We start from the raw sequence: 19,773 nt of genomic DNA on the forward strand, positions 1-19,773 counted from the left end.
TCAGCGCGCCGCGGAGTGGTAGCGGCGCACGGCCAGCGGGAGGAACACCGCAACGATCACCACGGGCCACGCCACCGCGAGCAGCAGGGCGTTCTGTGCCGGCCACGAGGTGCCCACCAGTTCGGGCACGTTGTTGCCGAACAGCTCGCGCGTGGCCGCGACCGTGGCGGACAGCGGGTTCCACTCGGCGATCGTGCCCAGCCACGGGGGCATCAGCGACGGCGAGACGAACGTGTTGGAGATCATCGTGAGCGGGAAGAGCAGTGCCCAGGTGGTGCCGGCGGCCTCCTCGCTGACGATGAGGCCGAGATAGATGCCCACCCAGATCATCGCGAACCGGAGCAGGAGCAGCAGGCCGAATGCCGTGAGCGTGGGCAGCAGGCCGGAGTTCGAGCTCCATCCGACGAGTAGCCCGCACCCGACGAGCACGGCGAGGTCGAGCACCGAGTTGACGATGTCGGCGGTGCTGCGCCCCACGACGACCGCGGGCTGGGCCATCGGCATGGATCGGAACCGGTCGGTGACGCCCCTGGCCTTGTCGGCGGCGACGGCGGAGATCGTGGAGGCCGCCCCGAACATCATCGTCTGCGCGAACATGCCGGGCATCAGGAACTCGCGGTAGTCCCCGCCGCCGGGCACGATCATCGCGCTGCCGAAGACGTACCCGTAGAGCAGCACGAACATGATCGGGAAGGCCAACCCGGCGACGATCACGGTCGGGTTGCGGGTCCAGTGGATGAGATCGCGGCGGGCGACCGTCCAGGAGTCGGTGAGGACCCAGCGCAGTGCGCTCGCCCGCGGGGGAGCGGTCAGCGTGGTCATGCGGCGACCTCCGTCTTCTCGGACTCGCTGGTGGTGGACGGCTCTGCCGGGCGGCCCGTCAGCCGTAGGAAGACCTCGTCGAGGGTGGGGCGGCGCAGGCCGATGTCCTCGGCCACGAGGCCCTCGTGGTCGAGCGCCCTCACCACCTCCGTGAGCGTGGCGACGCGGCCCCGCACCGCCGCGCTGAGCCGGCGAAGCGGGGCGTCGACGTCCGGTTCGACGCCGGTGATGCGGGCGAGGAGGGCCGCGGCGGCCGGCACGTCAGCCTCGTCGCGGAGCAGGATGTCGATCCGGTCGCCGCCGACCTGCGACTTGAGTTGGGACGGCGTGCCCTCGGCGACCTTGCGGCCGCCGTCGAGCACGACGATCTGGTCGGCGAGCTGGTCGGCCTCGTCGAGATACTGGGTGGTCATCAGCACGGTGGTGCCGCCCGCGACCAGGCCGCGCAGCGCGTTCCACACCTCGCCGCGGTTGCGCGGGTCGAGCCCGGTTGTCGGTTCGTCGAGGAAGAACACGCGCGGGGCGAGCACCAGGCTGCTGGCGATGTCGAGGCGGCGGCGCATGCCGCCCGAGTAGAGCTTCGCCCGCCGGTGCGCCGCGTCGGTGAGACCGAACTGCTCGAGCAGTTCGTCGGCCCGGCGGGCGGCGGCCCGGGAGCCGAGGTGGAAGAGCCGGCCCCACATGATCAGGTTCTCCCGGCCGGTGAGGATGTCGTCCACCGTGGCCTGCTGGCCCGTGAGGCCGATCTGCCGGCGGACCATGGCGGCCTCGCGTGTCACGTCGAACCCCGCCACCTCCGCGCGCCCGGCGTCGGCGCGCAGCAGCGTGGCGAGCACGCGCACGGCCGTGGTCTTGCCGGCGCCGTTGGGCCCGAGCAGCCCGCACACCGAGCCCTCGGCCACCGTCAGGTCGAACCCGTGCAGCGCCACCTTGTCGCCGAAGCGTTTGCCGAGCCCTTCTGCCACTACAGCGTTCCGTCCGGCTGACATGATCCCCCTTATTGAGTACACTGTACGTGTTATTTCGTACAACGTACTCAGTTCTAGGATCGTCGGCAAATGACTTCTGTGCAGAGTGGTGGCGGGGACTTCCGGCGCAGCCTGGAACTGCTGTGGGGCACGCCGGAGGAGCCGACCCGTGGCCCGCGGCCCGGGCTGTCCGTCCAGCGGATCGTGCGTGCCGCGATCGACGTGGCCGATGCCGAAGGGCTCGCCGCGTTGTCGATGCGGCGGATCGCCTCGGCGCTCGGCGTCGGGGCGATGTCGCTCTACCGGTACGTGCCGGGCAAGGCCGAGCTGATCGACCTGATGGTCGACGAGGTGTACGCCGAGGACCTGGCGGCCGAGCGGGCGGTGACGGGCGACTGGCGTGAACGCCTCGAGGAGTTCGGCCGCCAGGAATGGGCGCTCTACCTGCGCCATCCGTGGATGCTGCAGATCGCGCAAGGACGTCCGATGCTCGGGCCGAACTCGATGGCGTCCACCGATGTCACCCTGCTCGCCGTGGACGGCATCGGCCTCGACGAGCACGAGATGCTCGCGGCCGTGGTGATGCTCAGCTCGTTCGTCTCGGGGCTGGCCAAGACCACGATCGAGGCGATGCAGGCGGCGGACAGCACCGGGGTCAGCGACGAGGAATGGTGGGAGATCCAGGGCGAGTACGTCGGGCCTGCCGTCGTCGAGGGGAAGCTCCCGATGCTGAGCAAGGTGGGTGAGGCCGGGGCCTTCACCGCGATGTTCGACAACTTCGAGTTCGGCCTGCAGCGAGTGCTCGACGGGCTGGCGGTACTGATCGAGGCACGCCGTGGGACGGACCTGCCCGAGCGGCTGCGGCCGCCCGTCGCCGGATGTGACTCCTAGGCGGACCCGACGGCGCCGTTCCCGCCGGCCTCTGTGAGCAGCCCGTGCAGCGCGGCGTCGGCGATCTGTGCGGCCTGCTCCTCGGTGAGGGGTGCGTGCCCGCTCAGCAGTCGGAAGATCAACGGGCCGAACAGGACGTCCTGGGCGACCTCCACGTCGACGTCGGACCGCACCTCGCCGCGGTCCTTCGAGCGTTGCCACAGCTCGGCGATCGCCTGCCGCCTGCCTGCGAGGAAGAACGTGCGGAAGAAGTGGGCCGCCTCGGCGTCGGTGACCGAGGCCGCGAGCAGCTGGGCGAAGACGGTGCCCGCCGGGCTGGCGTAGAACTCGCTGACCAGGCGGACCTGAGTGGTGAAGTCGCCACGGGCCGAGCCCGTGTCGGGCAGCGGCAGTGCGCTGGGCATCCGCAGCCCGAACGCCTCGGCCGCCACAGCGGTGCGGCTGGGCCAGTGCTTGTAGATCGTCGCCTTGCTGACCCCGGACCGGGCGCTGATCGCATCGATCGTCGCCACGGGGAGGCCGCCCTCGCCGAGCAGCTCGTTCGTCGCGTCGAGGACGGCCTTGCGCGCCCGTACGCTGCGCGGTCGCTGCGGCCGGGCCGCCTCCGTGGCGGCAAGGTCCGGATGGTCGGTCACGGGCCCATCTTCCGCTGTCGACTGATCTGCGACCCGTCCGGGAAGATGGCGGGCAGCGCAGCCGTGGACGTCAGCTGTCTCTGCATCCCGCAACTCCCCGCCGGGATCGCTCGATCAGCGCCGGGTGGGAACGGACGCGAGGGCAGGGTTGCTCTGGTGGCGTCAGGCGAAGAGCTTCTCCTGCTCCTCACGCAACTGGTCGACGAGCCGGCCAGGAGGCAGCGTCACGTCGCCGTAGGTGAGCACGGCGTCCTTCGGGACGTCCCTCCTGAGCACGCACCCCTCGGCCACACCCATCGGCAGCAGGTTCTCGGCGCGCACGACCCCGCACGCCTCCGCCACGCCGTAGGTGTCGTAGCCGCCGAGGCCGTCGACGGTCGCGCCGGCTCGCAGGTCGTGCTTGGCCGTGGCGACCACGTCGACCCGCGGACCGGCCGGTGGAGCGAGCGCCGCGTCGCCGAAGTCGACGGCCCGCACCACCGAGTTGGGCACCTCGAAGTGGCACAGGTGGTAGGGCGTGTAGAAGGAGTACAGCGGGCCCGTACCCAGCTTGTAGAGCTCCAGGTAGTGGCGTTGTTTCGGGTCGTCGTGGGTGCCGAGCACGAAGACGCCGGGGCCCGGTTTCGCCTTCACGACGTAGTCGACGATCCCGCCCAGCTCGCGTAGCTCGTCCACCTCGTAGCGGGTGGTGAGCTCGTCGACATGGCCCTCGTGGTCCCAGCCGTTCATGCCCCGCTTCGCCACGGTGAGGCCGAACGCGTTGGCGACGATCGCCTGTTCGAACGAGATCTTGGTGCCGTCGGCGAAGCTCGTGACCATGTACGGGTCCTGGCCCCAGCGCTCGGCGAACGCCTTCTGAGTGGTGGGGGTGCGGTACTCGTCCTGCAGACCCTTGATGTTGCCCGCGACGAGCGGCGTGACGCCGAGACCCTTCACGAACCGCAGCAGGTTGGCCTGAACGCCGGGCTGGTCGCCGTCGGCGCCCGTGAGCACGACGCCCGCCTCACGGGCGCGGTGCGCGAGCAGCGGACCGACGGTGCCGTCCAGCTCGGCGTTCATCGTGACGACGGGCAGGCCCCGCTCGATGGCCGCGACGGTGACCCGGGCGCCGAACTCGACCGCACCGGTGACATCGACGACGCAGTCCAGGTGCACGGCCTTGATCAGCTCGAACGCGTCCTCGAGAACGGCAGGGGTGCCCTTCTCGATCGCCGCGTCGAGCTCGCCGGCGTTCTCCACCCGCACGGGTTCGACGCCCGCGTCGGCGTAGGCACGCTCGGCGTGGGCGAGTGTGCGGTTCGCGACGGCGACGAGAAGCATGCCCGGCACCGAGTTGACGATCTGGTTGGCCAGGCCGCGGCCCATGAAGCCGGCACCGATCATGCCGACGCGGATGGGACGGCCCTCGGCCTCGCGCCGCCGTAGGGCGGTGTCCAGGATGATCATCGAGCCTCCACCGACGCCTCGGGCAGCAGCGGCCAGCTCGCGTCCTTGTCGGAGACGAGCACCGGCGGGATCGGCCAGTGGATGCCGATCGCGGGGTCGTCCCACCGCAGGCCGCGCTCGGCGCCCGGCGTGTAGGGCGTGCTGACCTGGTAGGACACCTCGACGCCATCGGTGAGGGTGAGGTAGGCGTGCGCGAAGCTGCGCGGCACGTACATCGCCGTGCGGTTGTCCGCGGTGAGCTCGGCCCCGAACCACCGCAGGTAGGCGGGGGACTCCGGACGCAGGTCGACGATGACGTCGTAGATCGCGCCGCGGGAACAGCGCACCAGCTTGGTCTCGGCGTTCGGTTCGAGCTGGTAGTGCAGCCCACGCAGGGTGCCGGCCTTGTGGTTGAACGAGACGTTGGCCTGTTCGACCAGGGGTTCGAGACCGGCCTCGATGAACTCCTGCCGGCAGAACATGCGCGCGAAGAAGCCGCGGTCGTCTTCCCGGAGGGTCAGATCGATCAGCGCGGACCCGGGGAGCGGGGTCGGGGTGATCTGCATGGGGAGGGTTCGTCCTTCCGTCATGGTGTCGCGGGATGGTAGCCGTGACTCACCCGTTCGGCTGCGCCCGACAGGGCGACTCCCCCCACGATTCACTGGTCTCTGCCGCCCGAGGCTCGCGTACTCCCGAGTAAAGATCGTCCGGAGCGGCGAACTACTTAGCTGGGCATACTGACCGCGTGCACCCTTGCCGTCCGGTTCGGACCGCCCGGCGGTTGCCTGCGCTCCTCGCGGCGTTGCCGGTCCTGATGGTCACGGCTGGGTGCGGGCTGTTCGGGGACGATGGCCCGGAGAAGACGGCCACCGCTTTCGTCGCGGCCTGGTCGGCAGGCGACGATATAGGGGCGGCTGCCCTCACCGACGCGCCCGCGGTGGCGGGTCAGCTGATGGTCGCCACCCGCGAGGCGCTCGCTCCGGCCACGGTGGTGGCCGAGGTCGCCCAGGTGCGCACCGCCACCGAGCGCGCCGCGGCCTCCGTGGAGATGACCTGGCACCTCGGTCCGGATCGCACATGGACCTACCTGAACGAGCTCGAGCTGCTGCCCGCTCCCGACAAGGAGCACGGCTGGGCCGTGCGCTGGGCGCCCACGGTGGTGCATCCCGACCTGGCGGCCCGGCAACGGCTGGCGCTGCGCACCGACCCGGCCCCTCCTGCTCCGGTCGTCGATCGCGCTGGAATCCCCGTGCTCACAGCCACGCCGGTCGTCTCGGTGCTCCTGGACCGGAAGGCAACCGGCGACCTGCCCGGCGTCACCGACGCCCTCGCCCGCGCGCTCGGGCCGCTGGACTCCCAGATCACGCAGGCCTCGATCACCGACGGTGCCGCCCGCACGCCCGACGGGCAGGCGTATCCCGTCGCCGTTCTGCGTGACGTCGACTACCAGACGGTGAAGCCCGCCATCCACGACCTGCCCGGTGTTCGCTTCAACAGCTCCCAGCGGCTGCTGGCGCCCGACGCCGACTTCGGCCGGCAGGTCCTGCCCGCGATCCGCAACGAGACGGCCGCGCAGCTCGAGGGGGTCGCAGGGTGGTCGGTGGTGCTGGCCGACTCGAACGGCGCCACGATCCGCCCGCTGGTCGAGGAACCACCCCACCCGGGCAGCACGGTCACCATCGGCATGGATCGCGGGGTGCAGGCAGCAGCCGAGGACGCCGTGGAGCCGGTGCCGCAGCAGGCGATGCTCGTCGCCGTGTCGGCGTCCACCGGTGACGTGCTGGCCGTGGCCCAGAACGACGCTGCCGACGCCGGCGGTGCGCTGTCCCTGACCGGGCGCTACCCGCCGGGCTCCACCTTCAAGATCATCACGACGGCCGCGGCGGTGGCCGAAGAGGGGCTCACCGAGACCTCACCGGTGGCCTGTCCCGGCACCACGGTCATCGGTGGGCGCCCGGTGCCCAACGCCGAACGCCTCGACCTCGGCACCGTGCCGCTGCGCACGGCGTTCGCCCGGTCCTGCAACACCACGTTCGCGCGTCTCGCGTCGCAGCTCAGCGGGAGTGCGCTGCCGGCGGCGGCGCTGCGGTTCGGCCTGGGGGCCGACTACGTGGTGCCCGCGCTCACCACGATCACCGGCTCGGTGCCCGCGTCGGCCGACGCCGTCCAGCGTGCCGAGGACGGGTTCGGGCAGGGCCAGGTGCTCGCCACCCCGCTGGGGATGGCGCTGGCCGCCGCCACGGTGGCCCACGGTTCACCGGTGGTGCCGCAGCTGCTGCGCGACCGGCCCACCCAGGTGCTGCGGGCCGCCACCGGTCCGAGCGCGGCGGAGCTGGACCAGCTGCGGCCCATGATGCGCGCGGTGGTCACCGAGGGCACTGCGAGCAGGCTGGCCGGGCTCGGCGAGGTGTACGGCAAGACGGGCACAGCCGAGTTCACCGGGGGAGGCCGGGCGCACGGGTGGTTCGTCGGGTACCGAGGGGACGTTGCGTTCGCCGCACTCGTCGTCGACGCGGGGTCCTCCGTGCCTGCCGTGGACGTGGCGCAGCGGTTTCTCACCACGATCGGCTGATCGGAACGCGACGATCTGAGCCGTAACGCCGCTCGGGCGCTTACGCTGGAGTGCATGTCTCCCCGCCGGATCCCCACGCTCGCGTTCGCGGCCGATGTGATCGCGGTGGTCGTCTTCGCCGCTGTCGGCCGGATCAGCCACGACGAGGCCGAGAGCCTGTCGGGGCTGCTCGCCACCGCGGCTCCGTTCCTGATCGGTCTGGTCGCGGCCTGGGCCACCCCGCTGGTGCGGGCCCACCCGGTCGGTTTCCGGGCCGGTGCGGTGGTGCTGGCCGGCACGGCTGTGCTCGGACTCCTGCTGCGGGCCGCCTTCACCGTGCAGCTTCCCCCGCTGGTCTTCGTGGTGATCACCGTCGTGTCCCTCGCGGTGCTGTTGATCGGATGGCGGGCGCTGTCATTGCTGGTGTCCCACCGTGCCGATCAGCGCGCGGTGCGCTGATCGGCCGATCAGCCCGTACGGCGCCTAGACTGGAGCCATGCCCGCCCGCACGTTGCTGACTCCCGGCACCGTCTCCCCGACCCGTCCCGTACCCGCTCAGATCCCGCGCCCGGAGTACGTCGGCAAGGACCGCCCGTCCCGCAGCAACGATCCATGGGTGCAGACACCCGATGTGATCGAGGCCATGCGTGTGGCCAGCCGGATCGCCGCGCAGGCGCTGCAGGCCGGTGGCGAGGCGGTGGCGCCGGGTGTCACCACCGACGAGGTCGACCGCGTGGTGCACGAGTTCCTGATCGACCACGGGGCCTACCCGTCGACGCTGGGCTACAAGGGCTTCCCCAAGTCGTGCTGCACCAGCCTCAACGAGGTGATCTGCCACGGCATCCCCGACTCCACCGTGATCGAGGACGGTGACATCGTCAACATCGACGTCACCGCCTACATCGGCGGTGTCCATGGCGACACCAACGCCACCTTCCTTGCCGGTGCTGTCTCCGAGGAGGACCGCCTCCTCGTCGAGCGCACCCGCGAGGCCACCATGCGGGCGATCAAGGCGGTGCGTCCGGGGCGCGAGCTCAACGTCGTGGGCCGGGTGATCGAGTCCTACGCCAAGCGCTTCGGCTACGGCGTGGTGCGCGACTTCACCGGCCACGGCATCGGCCGTTCGTTCCACAGCGGTCTCGTGGTGCTGCACTACGACGAGCCGAGCGTGCACACGCTCCTCGAGCCGGGCATGACCTTCACGATCGAGCCGATGATCACGCTCGGCACCATCGACTACGACATCTGGCCCGACGATTGGACCGTCGTCACCAAGGACCGCGCCCACACCGCCCAGTTCGAGCACACGGTGCTGGTCACGGCCACCGGCGCGGAGATCCTCACGCTGCCCTGACCATCGCTGGGTAGGCGGATCTTACCTGTCAACGGCGCAATGGGGGTTAGGCTGTCGTCGTGACGGAACGGCCATTGCGCGGGGAGCCCCTCTCCCTCGACCTGGTGAACACCCTGTGGAGCGAGGGCGGCGCCCCCCGCGACCTGTTCGACGAGCCGAACGGGGCGTCGGACTGGCTCGCCGAGCACGGCTACGCAGGCGGGTCGGAGGCTGCCCTGCGGGAGGCCAGAGCGGCCCTGCGGACGCAGCTGGAACGCGACGACCCGGGTCCGCTCAACGCGGTGCTCGCCCGCGGCATCCGCCGTTCGGTGCTCGGATCCGACGGACGCCCCGGCGAGCTCGTGGAGGTCGACCCGGACTGGCGAGCGGCCTGGGATGCGGCCGTCGACCACCTGCGCCTGCTCGCCGAGCGGCCCGACCGTGTCCGGGGCTGCGCCCACCCGAGCTGTGTGCTCTGGTTCCACGACACGTCGCGCAACGGCACGCGGCGCTGGTGCTCCATGGACGCATGCGGCAACCGCGCGAAGGCCGGACGTCATTACGCCCGCACACGCGGGGGTGGCTCACAACCGCTCGTCCGCAGGCCGCAACGGCCGTAGTGTCGGGATCATGGCGAAGGTCTACGAAGGCGTCGATGCGACGATGGCCGCCTGGATCGAGAAGCAGCCGGTCTTCTTCGTCGCCACCGCACCGCTGGAAGCGGACGGGCTGGTGAACCTCTCGCCCAAGGGCACCATGGGCACCTTCCGGATGCTCGACGAGCACACCTTCGCGTACCTGGACCTCACCGGCAGCGGCGTGGAGACCATTGCGCACCTGCGGGAGAACGGCCGGATCTGCGTGATGTTCTGCGCGTTCGACGGCCGTCCCAGCATCGTGCGCCTGCACGGCACCGGACGCGCGGTCACGCCCGGCGATCCCGGGTTCGACGAGGTTCTGGCAGGCTTCGGCGAGGAGGGGGAGCAGCGGCGCCCGTACCTGCGAGCGGTGATCGTCGTGGACGTGGCCAGGGTGGCCGACTCCTGCGGCTACGCCGTGCCCCGCATGGATCTGGTGGAGGAACGCGACACCCTCGACGCCGTGTGGCGCAGCCGCGACGACGAGCGGATCGCGCGCTACCACGCCGAGCGCAACGCGCGCAGCCTCGACGGCCTGCCAGGCCTGCCCGACGTGGTCCCGGTGGCGGGCACGCTCGCCTGAGCTCTGCCGGCCCTGTGACGCTCACCGCACCGCGACGGGTACACCGGCGTCGGCGGGGCGGCCCGGCGGATGCCTGAAATGATCAGGATCGGCGTCCGGACGGACGCGAACCCGTGCGAGGAGGACACATGACGGCGGAACGGCCGCTCACGGAGTGGCAGAAGCTCGTGTTGACCTTCTCCCGGCGCTGGCGAAGCGCGGGTTTCTGGTACGGGCTCGCCATCGCTGTGATCTGGCCGTTCGCGATGTTCGGCACGCGGATCGCCTGGCGGGGTGGCGAGCACCTCCCTCGCACGGGCGGAGCGCTGCTGGCCATCAACCACGTGTCGTTCTCGGATCCGATCTTCAACGTCGCGTTCACCGTCTCCCACGGCCGGATGCCACGCTTCCTCGCGAAGTCGGAGTTGTGGAAGGTGCCGATCGTCCGTTCGGTGCTCGGGCGGGGCGGCCACATCCCCGTGTACCGCGCCTCTGCGCGGGCAGGCGACGCCTACCGCGACGCGATCGCGGCCATCAAGCGCGGTGAGATCGTGGCGTTCTACCCGGAGGCCACCTACACCGCCGACCCGGACGGCTGGCCGATGAAGGCGAAGAACGGGATCGGCCGGATCGCGCTGGTCACGGGCGCTCCGGTGATCCCGGTGGCCAACTGGGGCACGCAGGACGTGCTGCCGCCCGGCACCGCGCGTCCCCGGCTGCTGCCCCGGCGCAATGTGACGGTGGTGGCTGGACCTCCCGTCGACCTCTCCGCGTGGGTCGGCGGGCCGCGTACGCGTTCGGCCCTCGACGGCGCCACCGCCGCGATCATGGCCGATGTCACTCAGCTGGTGGCCGAGATCCGGGGCGAGACTCCGCCGCCGGTCCCGTTCGACCCCGCCGGTGCGGGATCGAACGGGACGAGCAGCAGGGACGGGATCGAGCAGGAGCGCCCCGCGAGCTGACCGGCAGGTCAGGCGGCGGAGCGGGCGAGCTTCTCCAGCCGGCGCGGGGTGGGCCAGCGCACGGAGTGGGCCCAGCCCAGCTTCTCGAAGATCCGGATCACCCGGGCGGAGATGTCCACCTGACCGCGCTGCACGCCGTGGCGGGCGCAGGTGGGGTCGGCGTGGTGCAGGTTGTGCCACGACTCGCCGAAGCTGAGCACGGCCAGCGGCCAGACGTTGCGCGAGTGGTCGCGGGCGGCGAACGGCTGGTCGCCGATCATGTGGCAGATCGAGTTGATCGACCAGGTCACGTGGTGCAGCAGCGCGACACGCACCAGGCCGGCCCAGAAGAAGCCGGTGAGCGCGCCCCACCACGACCAGGTCAGGAGCCCGCCGAGCAGCGCCGGAGCGAGCAGCGTGGTCGTCGACCACACGATGAACAGGCGGTCGACCCGGACGATGTCGCGGTCGGCGAGCAGGTCGGGAGTGAAGCGCGCCTCGTTGGTCTGGTCGCGCTCGAACAGCCACCCCATGTGCGAGTGCCAGAACCCGCGGGCCAGCGCGGCCGGTCCCGTGCCGAAGAGCCACGGCGAGTGCGGGTCGCCCTCCTTGTCGGAGAACGCGTGGTGCCTGCGGTGGTCGGCCACCCAGTCGATCACCGGGCCCTGCATCGCCAGGCTGCCGGCGACGGCCAGGGCGATCCGCAGCGGCCGTTTCGCCTTGAACGAGCCATGCGTGAAGTACCGGTGGTAGCCGACCGTGATACCGAGGCCGCTGATCACGTAGAACACGGCCGCGAGGACGACATCCGTCCAGCCGAGCCCCCAACCCCACGCGAACGGGATGGCGGCGATCAACGCCAGTAGCGGGACGACCACGAACACGTAGACCGCGATCTGCGGCGCCACTCCGCGCCGGCCTTCGAGGATCGGCTTGGCCGATCCGGTTGGTCGGCTCGGGCTCTCGGCAACGGTCATGGGCATACACCTCGTGGGGTTTCGAAGGAAGGAAGGGTGACCTTACTGCCACGTTGTCTACCAGGCATTCGCCGGCGGACGGCACCCCGGATCGGGTGTGAACGCCTACAGGTCCAGACCCAGCAGTGCGTTCTCCACCACTTCGGGCAGCGCGGGGTGGATCCAGTATTGACCAGTGGCCATCTCGCGTGCACCGAGGCCGAACGACATCGCCTGGATCAGCGGCTGGATCACCGTGGCCGCGTAGGCCCCCATCACGTGCGCGCCCAGCAGCCGGCCGCTGCCGCGATCGGCGATCACCTTGCAGAAGCCGACGGTGTCCTCCATGGCCCAGCCGAAGGCGACGTCCCCGTAGGCCTGGATCTTGACGGCGACGTCGTGGCCCGCGGCCCGGGCCTCGGCCTCGGTGAGGCCGACGGCGGCGATCTGCGGGTCGGTGAAGACCGCCGACGGCACGAAACGGTGGTCGGTCCGCCTCGGCGCGTCCGGATGCAGAAGGTTGTGCGCCACCACCTTCGACTCGTGGTTCGCGACGTGTTTGAGCTGGTGCGGGGAGCTCGCGTCACCCAGCGCGAAGATCCCGTCGACCGGCGTGCGCTGCTGGTCGTCGACCACGATCCGGCCGTCGGGATGGGTCGGCACCCCCGTGCGGTCGAGGTCGAGGCGGTCGCCGTTGGGCACCCGCCCGGTCGCGACGAGCAGCAGGTCGCCCCGCAGGACGGTGCCATCGGTGAGGTCGAGCACCACCTCGCCGTCGCTGCCGCTTCGCGCGCGTGCGACCTCGTGGCCGAGGTGGACGTCCCACTTCTCGCGGGCGACCGCCGTGAAGCGCTCGGCGATGGTCTCGTCGTGGCTGCGCAACAGCTGCTCGCTGCGCCCGACGACCGAGACGCGGGCTCCGAGCGCGGAGAACACGTGCGTGAACTCGGCGCTGATGTAGCCGCTGCCGACGATCAGGACGTGGTTGGGCAGGTCGTCGATCCGCATCACCGTGTCGGACGTGTGGAACGGGACGCCGGAGGAGGCGATCGGGTCCGGGACGACGGGCCGGCTTCCGGCGGCGATGACGACCCGGTCGGCGGAGATGGCATCGGTGCCGGAGCCGTCGGTGCGCGCCACGGCGAGCTCCTTGTGCCCCGTGAACCGGGCGTGGCCCTCGTAGACCGTGACGTTGGGGGAGCGCAGCACCCGGTACTCCCGGCCACCGGCGGAGATCGCGTCGATCCGGCCGAAGACGCGGTCGCGGATGTCACGCCAGCGAACCTTGTCGATGTTCGCGTCGATCCCGTAGCGGCCCGCGGTTCGCACCGCCTCCGCCACATCGGCCGGGTAGACGTACATCTTCGTCGGGATGCAGCCGACGTTCAGGCACGTGCCACCGAACACGCCGTGCTCGACGAGCGCGACGTCGAGGTCGTCGAACCGGCTGTCGATGATCGAGTTGCCGGATCCGGTGCCGATGACGACGAGATCGTGGTGGCGCACCACTTCACGTTAGCTGTGGTCGCCGACGTGTGCGCGGCCCGTTAACGCAGCACACATCGGTGTGCCCAGAGGTCTCTCGGGGACCTGCCCAGCGCACGACCGGCCGATCTGGTAGGCAGACTCGCATGACCAGCGAGGCTATTGCGGCCACTGTGCACCGACGTTGGGCGGCCGATCTCGAGCCCCGCACCCTGTACGACATCCTCCGGCTCCGGGTCGAGGTGTTCGTCGTGGAACAGGCGTGCCCGTACAGCGAACTCGACGGACGCGACCTCGAGGACGGCGCCCGCCACTATTGGCTAGGCGGCTCCGGGCAACCCGAGCCGGTGCTCGGCTGCGTGCGGCTGCTCAAGGAGCCAGGGGGTGCCGACTTCCGGATCGGGCGGCTGTGCACCGCAAAGTCGGCCCGTGGGCGAGGGCTCGGGCGGCGGCTGATGGAGGCGGCACTCGCAGAGGTGGGCGATGACGGGTGCGTGCTCGACTCGCAGGAGCACCTCGCCGACTTCTACGTCGGCTACGGGTTCCGCCCCACGGGCCCTACCTACGACTGGGACGGCGTCGCCCACGTGCCGATGCGCCGCGACGGCCGCTGACTTTCCGCTGACCGCTACGGTGCGTCGTTGGCGGTGAACGCGCCGCACCGTGCCCGGTCCACGTATCGGACCTTGCGGGATACTCCGCTCGAACGTGCACGAAACGTACAGGTGAGTGGAGCGAGGTAACCAGATTGGCGGACGACCCGACGCGGGCGACGGCACGTCCCGGATCCCCGCTGCACGGCAGTGTCGGTCCGGAGGATCCGCATGCCGACCCGCCCACGAACCCGGCGATGCGGCCGGTCCGCGTCCCGGAGCCGGAAGGACCGACGGTGCCGACCCCGGCGCCGTTCACGCCCGATCCCGACCCCGCCCCCCGCCCTGCGCCGGCGGCGGTGGTCACCCGCACCCGTACCGGCGGGTGGTGGACGGGCCTGGTCCTGTCCGCGGTGGTGCTGCTGTTCCTGCTGATCTTCGTTCTGCAGAACAACGCGCCGATACAGATCAACTTCCTGGTCTGGACGGGCACGCTGCCCACCGGCGTGGCGCTGCTGCTGTCGGCGATCGCGGGGCTGCTGCTCGTGGCGATCCCCGGCGGTCTGCGCATCCTGCAGCTTCGCCGCGCGGCGAAGCAGGGTGGCCGCCGCGCCCGCTGACGGGCGTCGCGTCCGTGAATCGCCTCGACAAACGAAAAGCGCAGCACCCCGGGAGGGGTGCTGCGCCTCGTGATCGGTGCGGGTTCAGGCGGCCGTGTCGCCGCGGCGTCCGCGGCCACCCGAACGGGCCGCTCCTGTGCGGACCGGACCGCCCCGTGGCCGTCGGCCGCCGCCGCTGCCCCGGGGGTTCTGCTTCGGCTTCGGCGGCTCGACGATCGGCACGCCCGACGGCGGCCGGGCACCGGTGATCCGCACCAGCTCCGCGTCGCCCGGACGGACCTCGGTGTTGGTGGCACGGACACCGGCGAGCCGGGTGAGCCGGTCCACGTCACGCCGCTCGGCCGCCGTCACCATCGTGACGACGGTGCCCGAGTCGCCCGCCCGGGCCGTGCGGCCCGCGCGGTGCAGGTAGTCCTTCGGGTCGGTCGGCGGATCCACGTGGACGACCAGGCTGACGTCGTCGATGTGGATGCCGCGCGCGGCCACGTCGGTGGCCACGAGCACCGGGGTGCTCCCGTCCTTGAAGTCGGAGATCGCACGGTTGCGGGCGTTCTGGGCCTTGCCGCCGTGGAGCGCGCCGGCGTGGATGCCGTCGCGCCGCAGCGTCCGCACGAGCCGGTCGACGCCGTGCTTGGTGCGCACGAAGAGGATCGTGCGCCCGTCGCGGGCGGCGATCTCGGCGACGACCCGCGGCTTGTCGGCGGCCTCGACCAGGAGGACGTGGTGCTCCATCGTCTCCACCTGCGCGGTGGCCGAGGCGATCGAGCGCGTGACCGGGTCGGTCAGGTACTCGCGCACCAGCGCGCCCACGTCACCGTCGAGCGTGGCCGAGAACAGCAGCCGCTGCCCGTCGGCCGGCGTGCGGTCGAGGATCTTGCGCACCTGGGGCAGGAAGCCCATGTCGGCCATCCGGTCGGCCTCGTCGATGGCCGTGACGGTGACGTCCGACAGGTCACAGGTGCGCTGCGTGGTGTGGTCGGTGAGCCGGCCGGGCGTGGCGACGAGCAGGTCGATGCCGCGCTGCAGCTCGGCCGCCTGCCGGTTGAACGACAGGCCGCCGACCACTGACGTGATGGACAGGCCGAGCGCCTTCGCGAACGGCACCAGCGCGTCCACCACCTGCTGGGCGAGCTCCCGGGTGGGAACCAGGACCAGGCCGCGGGGACGGCGGGCCTGTGCACGGCCACCCGCGAGCCGGGACAGCAGCGCGAGACCGAAGGCGAGCGTCTTGCCGGAGCCGGTCTGGCCCCGGCCGAGCAGGTCGCGCCCGGCGATCGTGTCGGGCAGGGTCGCGGCCTGGATCGGGAACGGCTCGACGAAGCCGTTCGCGGTCAACGCCTGGACGACGGGTTGGGGCAGGCCGAGCTCGGCGAACGACGGCATGCCCGTCTCGGGGACGGTCCAGAGCACCTCGGGGGGTGCTGCGGCGAGGGTGGGGCGCTCCTGGGGGGCGCGGGAACGCCCACGTGGGGAGCGGGAACGGCCACCGTCGGAGCGACGGGAACGTGGGTTCGCCGAGAACTGGGCACGGCGAGAGGAAGGGGATGTCAAGCGAACCTCCGGGACGTGGCACGTCGCACGGAGAAGCAGCGCCGAGATGACGGCGGCTGAGATCTCAGAGACGAGCCCGGGCGCAGCAACGCGCCCTGGTGGGTGAAGCGGGTGCGCCCGATGGGGAAGCGGGTCGGCCGGGCGCTCGTGATCGAGCCTAGCTGAGTACCCGACCGACCCGGATCCGCCGGGCCTACCCGTCCGACGTTCCCGCGGCCGGTGGCATTCCCAGCTCGGCGTGGAGATCGTCGAGAAGCGTGCCCGGTCCGGCGTCCGCCGATAGGCCGTGCGCGATGAACCATTCGGCCATCCGCTGCGCGTCGCGCGCGAGGAAGGCGGGTCCCTGCGGGTTGCCGATCACGTCCACGACCTGCGGCAGGTCGATGAGCACCAGCCTGCCGTCGTGCACCAGCAGGTTGTAGGCCGACAGGTCGCCGTGGGTGAGGCCGTGGCGGGCCAGTCCGAGCAGCGCGTCGACCAGCTGGTGCCAGAGATCACACAGCTGCGGCGGGTCGGGCCGCAGTTGGGCGAGTCGTGGCGCGGCCGTCCCGTCGTCGGTCCCGATGAACTCCAGCAACAGCTCCGTGCCGTCGACCTGCACGGGGTAGGGCACCGCCACGCCGGCGGACCAGAGCCTGCCGAGAGCGGCGAACTCGGCGCCGGCCCACTGGCCGGCCAGCAGGTCGCGGCCGAAGCCGGTGCGGTTCGCCATCGCCCGCATCTCGCGGGAGCGACGGACACGCCGGCCCTCCAGGTAGCCGGCGTCGCGGTGGAACAGGCGGTGCTCGGCAGAGCGGTACCGCTTCGCCGCCAGCAGCGTGCGACGGCCGATGCCCGGAACGGCGCGCTCGACGAGGTGGACGTCGGCCTCCTTGCCGGTCTTGAGCACGCCGAGCTCGGTGTCGACCGCGGCGTGTTCGGTGATCACCCACGCCGGTATGGGCTCGGGGCCGTGCTCGGCGCCGTCCCACGTGGACCAGCGATCGCCCTCGGGCGGCCCGTCGGGATCGATGCCGTGGCGCTCGTCGAGCGCGGAGATGTCGGTGAGCTCGGTGTGGGCGCCACGACGGGCGCGGGTCTCGATCTCGTCGTCGAAGCGGCGGCGGCGCCGCTTGCGGGATGGTTCGGTGAACTGCTCGGGGTCGCGCAACGCGGGGTCTCCTGGGAACAGGCGCCCCGCGGGCAGGTGTCAGCGCGGGGCGGGGATCGGACGGGGGCGGGCCACGTCCACGACAGCGATCGACATGACGCACCTCCTCCTGTTCCCGGGGGCCGTGCTCCGACGGCGCGGGGAGAACGATGGCGGACCCCGGTGTGGCCACGCAACGCGTTTTCCGGCAGCGGCCCCGCGACATGGACACACCTCGCGGAACGGCGGCCCGTCGAACAGCGACAGGTGTCCATGTCGCGGGTGGAACTCGCCTGGTCAGGCCGGGAGGATGATCTCCAGGGCGTGCGTGCCCACGCGCTCCACCTGCATCCCCGCACGTCGGGCGATGGTTGCCACCGCGGCGGCGTCGGTGGGTTCGGCGCGGGTGCCGGCGAGCAGCCGGGCGAGCCTGCCCTTGTGCGCCTTGTTGAAGTGGCTCACCACGCTGCGGGAGCCGTCGGGGCGCTCGGCCAGCACGGTGACGGTGACCGCCCCGGGCACCCGCCCCAGCGCCGCGTACGAGCCCGACCGGAGGTCGACGACCAGCTCGTCGGCCGCGATCCCGGCCAGCACCGGCTCCAGCACCGGCCTCCACCGGGCGGCGAGGCTGGGCCGGTCGGGCAGCGTGGAGCCCGCGGAGAGCCGGTAGGCCGGCACCGGGTCGTCCGCGTGGACCAGCCCGAAGAGTGCCGACCCGACCGCCAGGCGCGCCCTGGCCCGCTCGGCCGCGGCGCCGCGCAGCGACCGGACGTCGAGTGCGTCGTAGAGCACGCCGGTGTAGCGGTGCAGCGCGGGCATCGTCGGGGAGTCGAAGATCGCCGCGTTGCGGGCCACCTCGGCGTCCTGCTTGGGCGAGAGCCCCAGGGCGTCACGGCTCGCCGCCACGTCCGCGGCAAGGTCGACGAGCTCGTTCACCAGCTCCTTGCGCACCGGGTCGAGCTCGGGGTGCGAGAGCGCGTCCAGCCGCAGAGGCGGACCTTCGCCGCCGTTGACCTTGGTCTCCGACGGGGGCAGCAGGACGAGCACGCCTTCGAGGCTAGCGCGGGCCCGCCGGCACCCCGGGGAGCTTCCCGGACCGCCTACGGCCATGGTGGCCCAGGTCACCCGGTCGAGTGGCCCATGGGTGACAGGTTGTGCGCAGATGACCTCCCCGTTACGGTCCGACGCGTGATCTGCCTCGTGGCGCGCCGGCATGTCGACTACATGCGGGTCACGAGCACGGCCTGTCACGGCCGCTGACTCGGCCCTCCGGCGGCCCTCCGGCCGCCGTCTCGACATCACCCGATCTCAAGGGAGAGAACTGTGTCCGACACCCCCGACCCGACGGCCGCCTGGTCTTTCGAGACCAAGCAGGTGCACGCCGGCGCCACGGCCGACCCCACCACCGGTGCGCGCGCGACTCCGATCTACCAGACCACGTCGTACACCTTCCGCGACACCGAGCACGCCGCCGCGCTCTTCGGGCTCACCGAGCTGGGCAACATCTACACGCGGATCATGAACCCCACGCAGGACGTGCTCGAGCAGCGCGTCGCGGCGCTCGAGGGCGGCATCGCCGCCGTCGCCTTCGCATCCGGGCAGGCTGCGCAGACGCTCGCGCTGCTGAACATCGCGGAGTCGGGCGACCACATCGTCTCCAGCGCCTCGCTCTACGGCGGCACCTACAACCTGTTCCACTACACGTTCCCGAAGCTGGGCATCGAGGTCTCCTTCGTCGAGAACCCCGACGACCTCGACGCGTGGCGCGCCGCCGTGCGGCCCAACACGAAGGCCTTCTACGCCGAGACGCTGGGCAACCCCCGCGGCAACGTCCTGGACGTCCGGGGCGTGGCGGACACGGCGCACGAGGTGGGCGTGCCGCTGGTCGTCGACAACACGGTGCCCACGCCCTACCTGCTGCGTCCGATCGAGCACGGCGCCGACATCGTGGTGCACTCGGCCACCAAGTTCCTGGGTGGCCACGGCACCGCGATCGGCGGCATCGTCGTCGACTCCGGGAAGTTCGCCTGGGGCGACCACGCCGAGCGCTACCCCGGACTGACCACGCCGGACCCGAGCTACCACGGCCTGAACTACTGGGACGCGCTCGGCCCGCAGTCCTACATCATCAAGCTGCGCGTCCAGCTGCTGCGTGACCTCGGCCCGGCGATCTCCCCGCAGAACAGCTTCCTGCTCATCCAGGGCATCGAGACGCTGTCGCTGCGGATGGAGCGCCACGTGCAGAACGCGCAGGCGCTGGCCGAGTGGCTGGAGCAGCGCGACGAGGTGGAGAAGGTCTACTACGCCGGGCTGCCGTCGAGCCCGTGGTACGAGGCCGGGCAGCGGTACCTGCCGCGCGGCGCGGGCGCCGTGGTGGCGTTCGACATCCAGGGTGGTGTGGAGGCCGGGCGCAGGTTCGTCGACGCGCTGGAGCTGCACAGCCACCTCGCCAACATCGGCGACGTCCGCAGCCTGGTGATCCACCCTGCCAGCACCACCCACAGCCAGCTCTCCGGTGAGGAGCAGCTCGCCACCGGTGTGACGCCTGGGCTGGTGCGCCTGTCGGTGGGCCTGGAGGGGATCGAGGACCTCAAGGCCGATCTCGACGCTGGCTTCCGCGCGGCCAAGGGAGCTTGAGCGGAGGCGTGGCCGAGCTCGTGAGGTCGCCGTTCA

Annotated in this window: 20 protein-coding genes; 10 read left to right on the forward strand and 10 right to left on the reverse strand. The window is 71.4% G+C overall.

Going from position 1 to position 19,773, the window contains the following annotated elements:
• Both MMF94_RS27185 and MMF94_RS27190 read right to left on the reverse strand, forming a co-directional pair.
• Window positions 1–822: an ABC transporter permease gene (locus MMF94_RS27185; protein WP_241040042.1), complete on the reverse strand. Its 822-nt coding sequence runs from the start codon at window positions 820–822 to the stop codon at window positions 1–3.
• A complete protein-coding gene (locus tag MMF94_RS27190; protein WP_241040043.1) occupies window positions 819–1,811 on the reverse strand; it encodes an ATP-binding cassette domain-containing protein in 993 nt (330 codons plus the stop codon). The genes MMF94_RS27185 and MMF94_RS27190 overlap by 4 nt, the downstream gene beginning before the upstream one ends.
• A gap of 69 nt (window positions 1,812–1,880) precedes the next feature.
• On the opposite strand from MMF94_RS27190, the gene MMF94_RS27195 reads away from it, so the two are divergent.
• Window positions 1,881–2,681, forward strand: a complete 801-nt coding sequence (locus tag MMF94_RS27195) for a TetR/AcrR family transcriptional regulator (RefSeq protein WP_241040044.1) — start codon at window positions 1,881–1,883, stop codon at window positions 2,679–2,681.
• Here the strand turns inward: MMF94_RS27195 and MMF94_RS27200 are convergent.
• The 3 genes from MMF94_RS27200 to rfbC all read right to left on the reverse strand — a co-directional run bounded on the left by MMF94_RS27200 (window position 2,678) and on the right by rfbC (window position 5,331).
• Window positions 2,678–3,316: a TetR/AcrR family transcriptional regulator gene (locus MMF94_RS27200; RefSeq protein ID WP_241040045.1), complete on the reverse strand. Its 639-nt coding sequence runs from the start codon at window positions 3,314–3,316 to the stop codon at window positions 2,678–2,680. The two genes, MMF94_RS27195 and MMF94_RS27200, sit on opposite strands and share 4 nt — an antisense overlap.
• Window positions 3,317–3,478: 162 nt before the next feature.
• Window positions 3,479–4,762 (reverse strand): NAD(P)H-dependent oxidoreductase, encoded by a 1,284-nt coding sequence (locus MMF94_RS27205; RefSeq protein ID WP_241040046.1) that lies wholly within the window; start codon window positions 4,760–4,762, stop codon window positions 3,479–3,481.
• Window positions 4,759–5,331 carry a dTDP-4-dehydrorhamnose 3,5-epimerase gene (gene rfbC / locus MMF94_RS27210; RefSeq protein ID WP_241040047.1) on the reverse strand — a complete coding sequence of 191 codons (573 nt, stop codon included), beginning with the start codon at window positions 5,329–5,331 and terminating at the stop codon, window positions 4,759–4,761. The genes MMF94_RS27205 and rfbC overlap by 4 nt, the downstream gene beginning before the upstream one ends.
• 191 nt (window positions 5,332–5,522) lie before the next feature.
• On the opposite strand from rfbC, the gene MMF94_RS27215 reads away from it, so the two are divergent.
• From MMF94_RS27215 to MMF94_RS27240, 6 genes are all read left to right on the forward strand, one after another.
• A complete protein-coding gene (locus MMF94_RS27215; RefSeq protein WP_241040048.1) occupies window positions 5,523–7,313 on the forward strand; it encodes a penicillin-binding transpeptidase domain-containing protein in 1,791 nt (596 codons plus the stop codon).
• Between the two features lie 54 nt (window positions 7,314–7,367).
• Entirely contained in the window at window positions 7,368–7,751 is a 384-nt protein-coding gene (locus MMF94_RS27220) for a DUF3054 domain-containing protein (protein ID WP_241040049.1), read from the forward strand.
• Window positions 7,752–7,788: 37 nt separating this feature from the next.
• A complete protein-coding gene (map, locus tag MMF94_RS27225; protein WP_241040050.1) occupies window positions 7,789–8,646 on the forward strand; it encodes a type I methionyl aminopeptidase in 858 nt (285 codons plus the stop codon).
• 59 nt (window positions 8,647–8,705) lie between these two features.
• Window positions 8,706–9,245 (forward strand): CGNR zinc finger domain-containing protein, encoded by a 540-nt coding sequence (locus tag MMF94_RS27230; RefSeq protein ID WP_241040051.1) that lies wholly within the window; start codon window positions 8,706–8,708, stop codon window positions 9,243–9,245.
• 10 nt (window positions 9,246–9,255) lie between these two features.
• Window positions 9,256–9,846 carry a pyridoxamine 5'-phosphate oxidase family protein gene (locus MMF94_RS27235; RefSeq protein WP_241040052.1) on the forward strand — a complete coding sequence of 197 codons (591 nt, stop codon included), beginning with the start codon at window positions 9,256–9,258 and terminating at the stop codon, window positions 9,844–9,846.
• A 128-nt stretch (window positions 9,847–9,974) separates the two neighbouring features.
• Complete coding sequence (locus MMF94_RS27240) at window positions 9,975–10,787, forward strand: lysophospholipid acyltransferase family protein (protein WP_241040053.1); 813 nt, start codon at window positions 9,975–9,977, stop codon at window positions 10,785–10,787.
• 8 nt (window positions 10,788–10,795) lie between these two features.
• Here the strand turns inward: MMF94_RS27240 and MMF94_RS27245 are convergent, their stop codons facing one another.
• The gene (locus MMF94_RS27245) at window positions 10,796–11,743 is read right to left on the reverse strand and encodes an acyl-CoA desaturase (RefSeq protein WP_379660519.1); all 948 of its coding nucleotides are present in this window, start codon (window positions 11,741–11,743) and stop codon (window positions 10,796–10,798) included.
• 105 nt (window positions 11,744–11,848) lie between these two features.
• Entirely contained in the window at window positions 11,849–13,228 is a 1,380-nt protein-coding gene (locus MMF94_RS27250; RefSeq protein WP_241040055.1) for a mycothione reductase, read from the reverse strand.
• Window positions 13,229–13,353: 125 nt separating this feature from the next.
• Between MMF94_RS27250 and MMF94_RS27255 the strand changes: the two genes are divergently transcribed.
• On the forward strand, window positions 13,354–13,821 hold the full coding sequence (locus MMF94_RS27255) for a GNAT family N-acetyltransferase (RefSeq protein ID WP_241040056.1): 468 nt from the start codon (window positions 13,354–13,356) through the stop codon (window positions 13,819–13,821).
• A 275-nt stretch (window positions 13,822–14,096) separates the two neighbouring features.
• Window positions 14,097–14,420, forward strand: coding sequence for a LapA family protein (locus tag MMF94_RS27260; RefSeq protein ID WP_241040057.1), 324 nt, complete (start codon window positions 14,097–14,099; stop codon window positions 14,418–14,420).
• Window positions 14,421–14,504: 84 nt separating this feature from the next.
• Here MMF94_RS27260 and MMF94_RS27265 read toward each other — a convergent pair whose 3' ends face one another.
• The 3 genes from MMF94_RS27265 to yaaA all read right to left on the reverse strand — a co-directional run bounded on the left by MMF94_RS27265 (window position 14,505) and on the right by yaaA (window position 18,147).
• Window positions 14,505–15,803 carry a DEAD/DEAH box helicase gene (locus tag MMF94_RS27265; RefSeq protein WP_241040162.1) on the reverse strand — a complete coding sequence of 433 codons (1,299 nt, stop codon included), beginning with the start codon at window positions 15,801–15,803 and terminating at the stop codon, window positions 14,505–14,507.
• 361 nt (window positions 15,804–16,164) lie between these two features.
• Window positions 16,165–17,121 carry a serine protein kinase RIO gene (locus tag MMF94_RS27270; protein WP_241040058.1) on the reverse strand — a complete coding sequence of 319 codons (957 nt, stop codon included), beginning with the start codon at window positions 17,119–17,121 and terminating at the stop codon, window positions 16,165–16,167.
• A 276-nt stretch (window positions 17,122–17,397) separates the two neighbouring features.
• Complete coding sequence (yaaA, locus tag MMF94_RS27275) at window positions 17,398–18,147, reverse strand: peroxide stress protein YaaA (RefSeq protein WP_241040059.1); 750 nt, start codon at window positions 18,145–18,147, stop codon at window positions 17,398–17,400.
• A 276-nt stretch (window positions 18,148–18,423) separates the two neighbouring features.
• Between yaaA and MMF94_RS27280 the strand changes: the two genes are divergently transcribed.
• Window positions 18,424–19,737, forward strand: coding sequence for a bifunctional o-acetylhomoserine/o-acetylserine sulfhydrylase (locus MMF94_RS27280; protein ID WP_241040060.1), 1,314 nt, complete (start codon window positions 18,424–18,426; stop codon window positions 19,735–19,737).
• The last annotated feature ends 36 nt before the right edge of the window (window positions 19,738–19,773 follow it).

This window comes from Pseudonocardia alaniniphila (genome assembly GCF_022524485.1).
Classification (GTDB): domain Bacteria; phylum Actinomycetota; class Actinomycetes; order Mycobacteriales; family Pseudonocardiaceae; genus Pseudonocardia; species Pseudonocardia alaniniphila.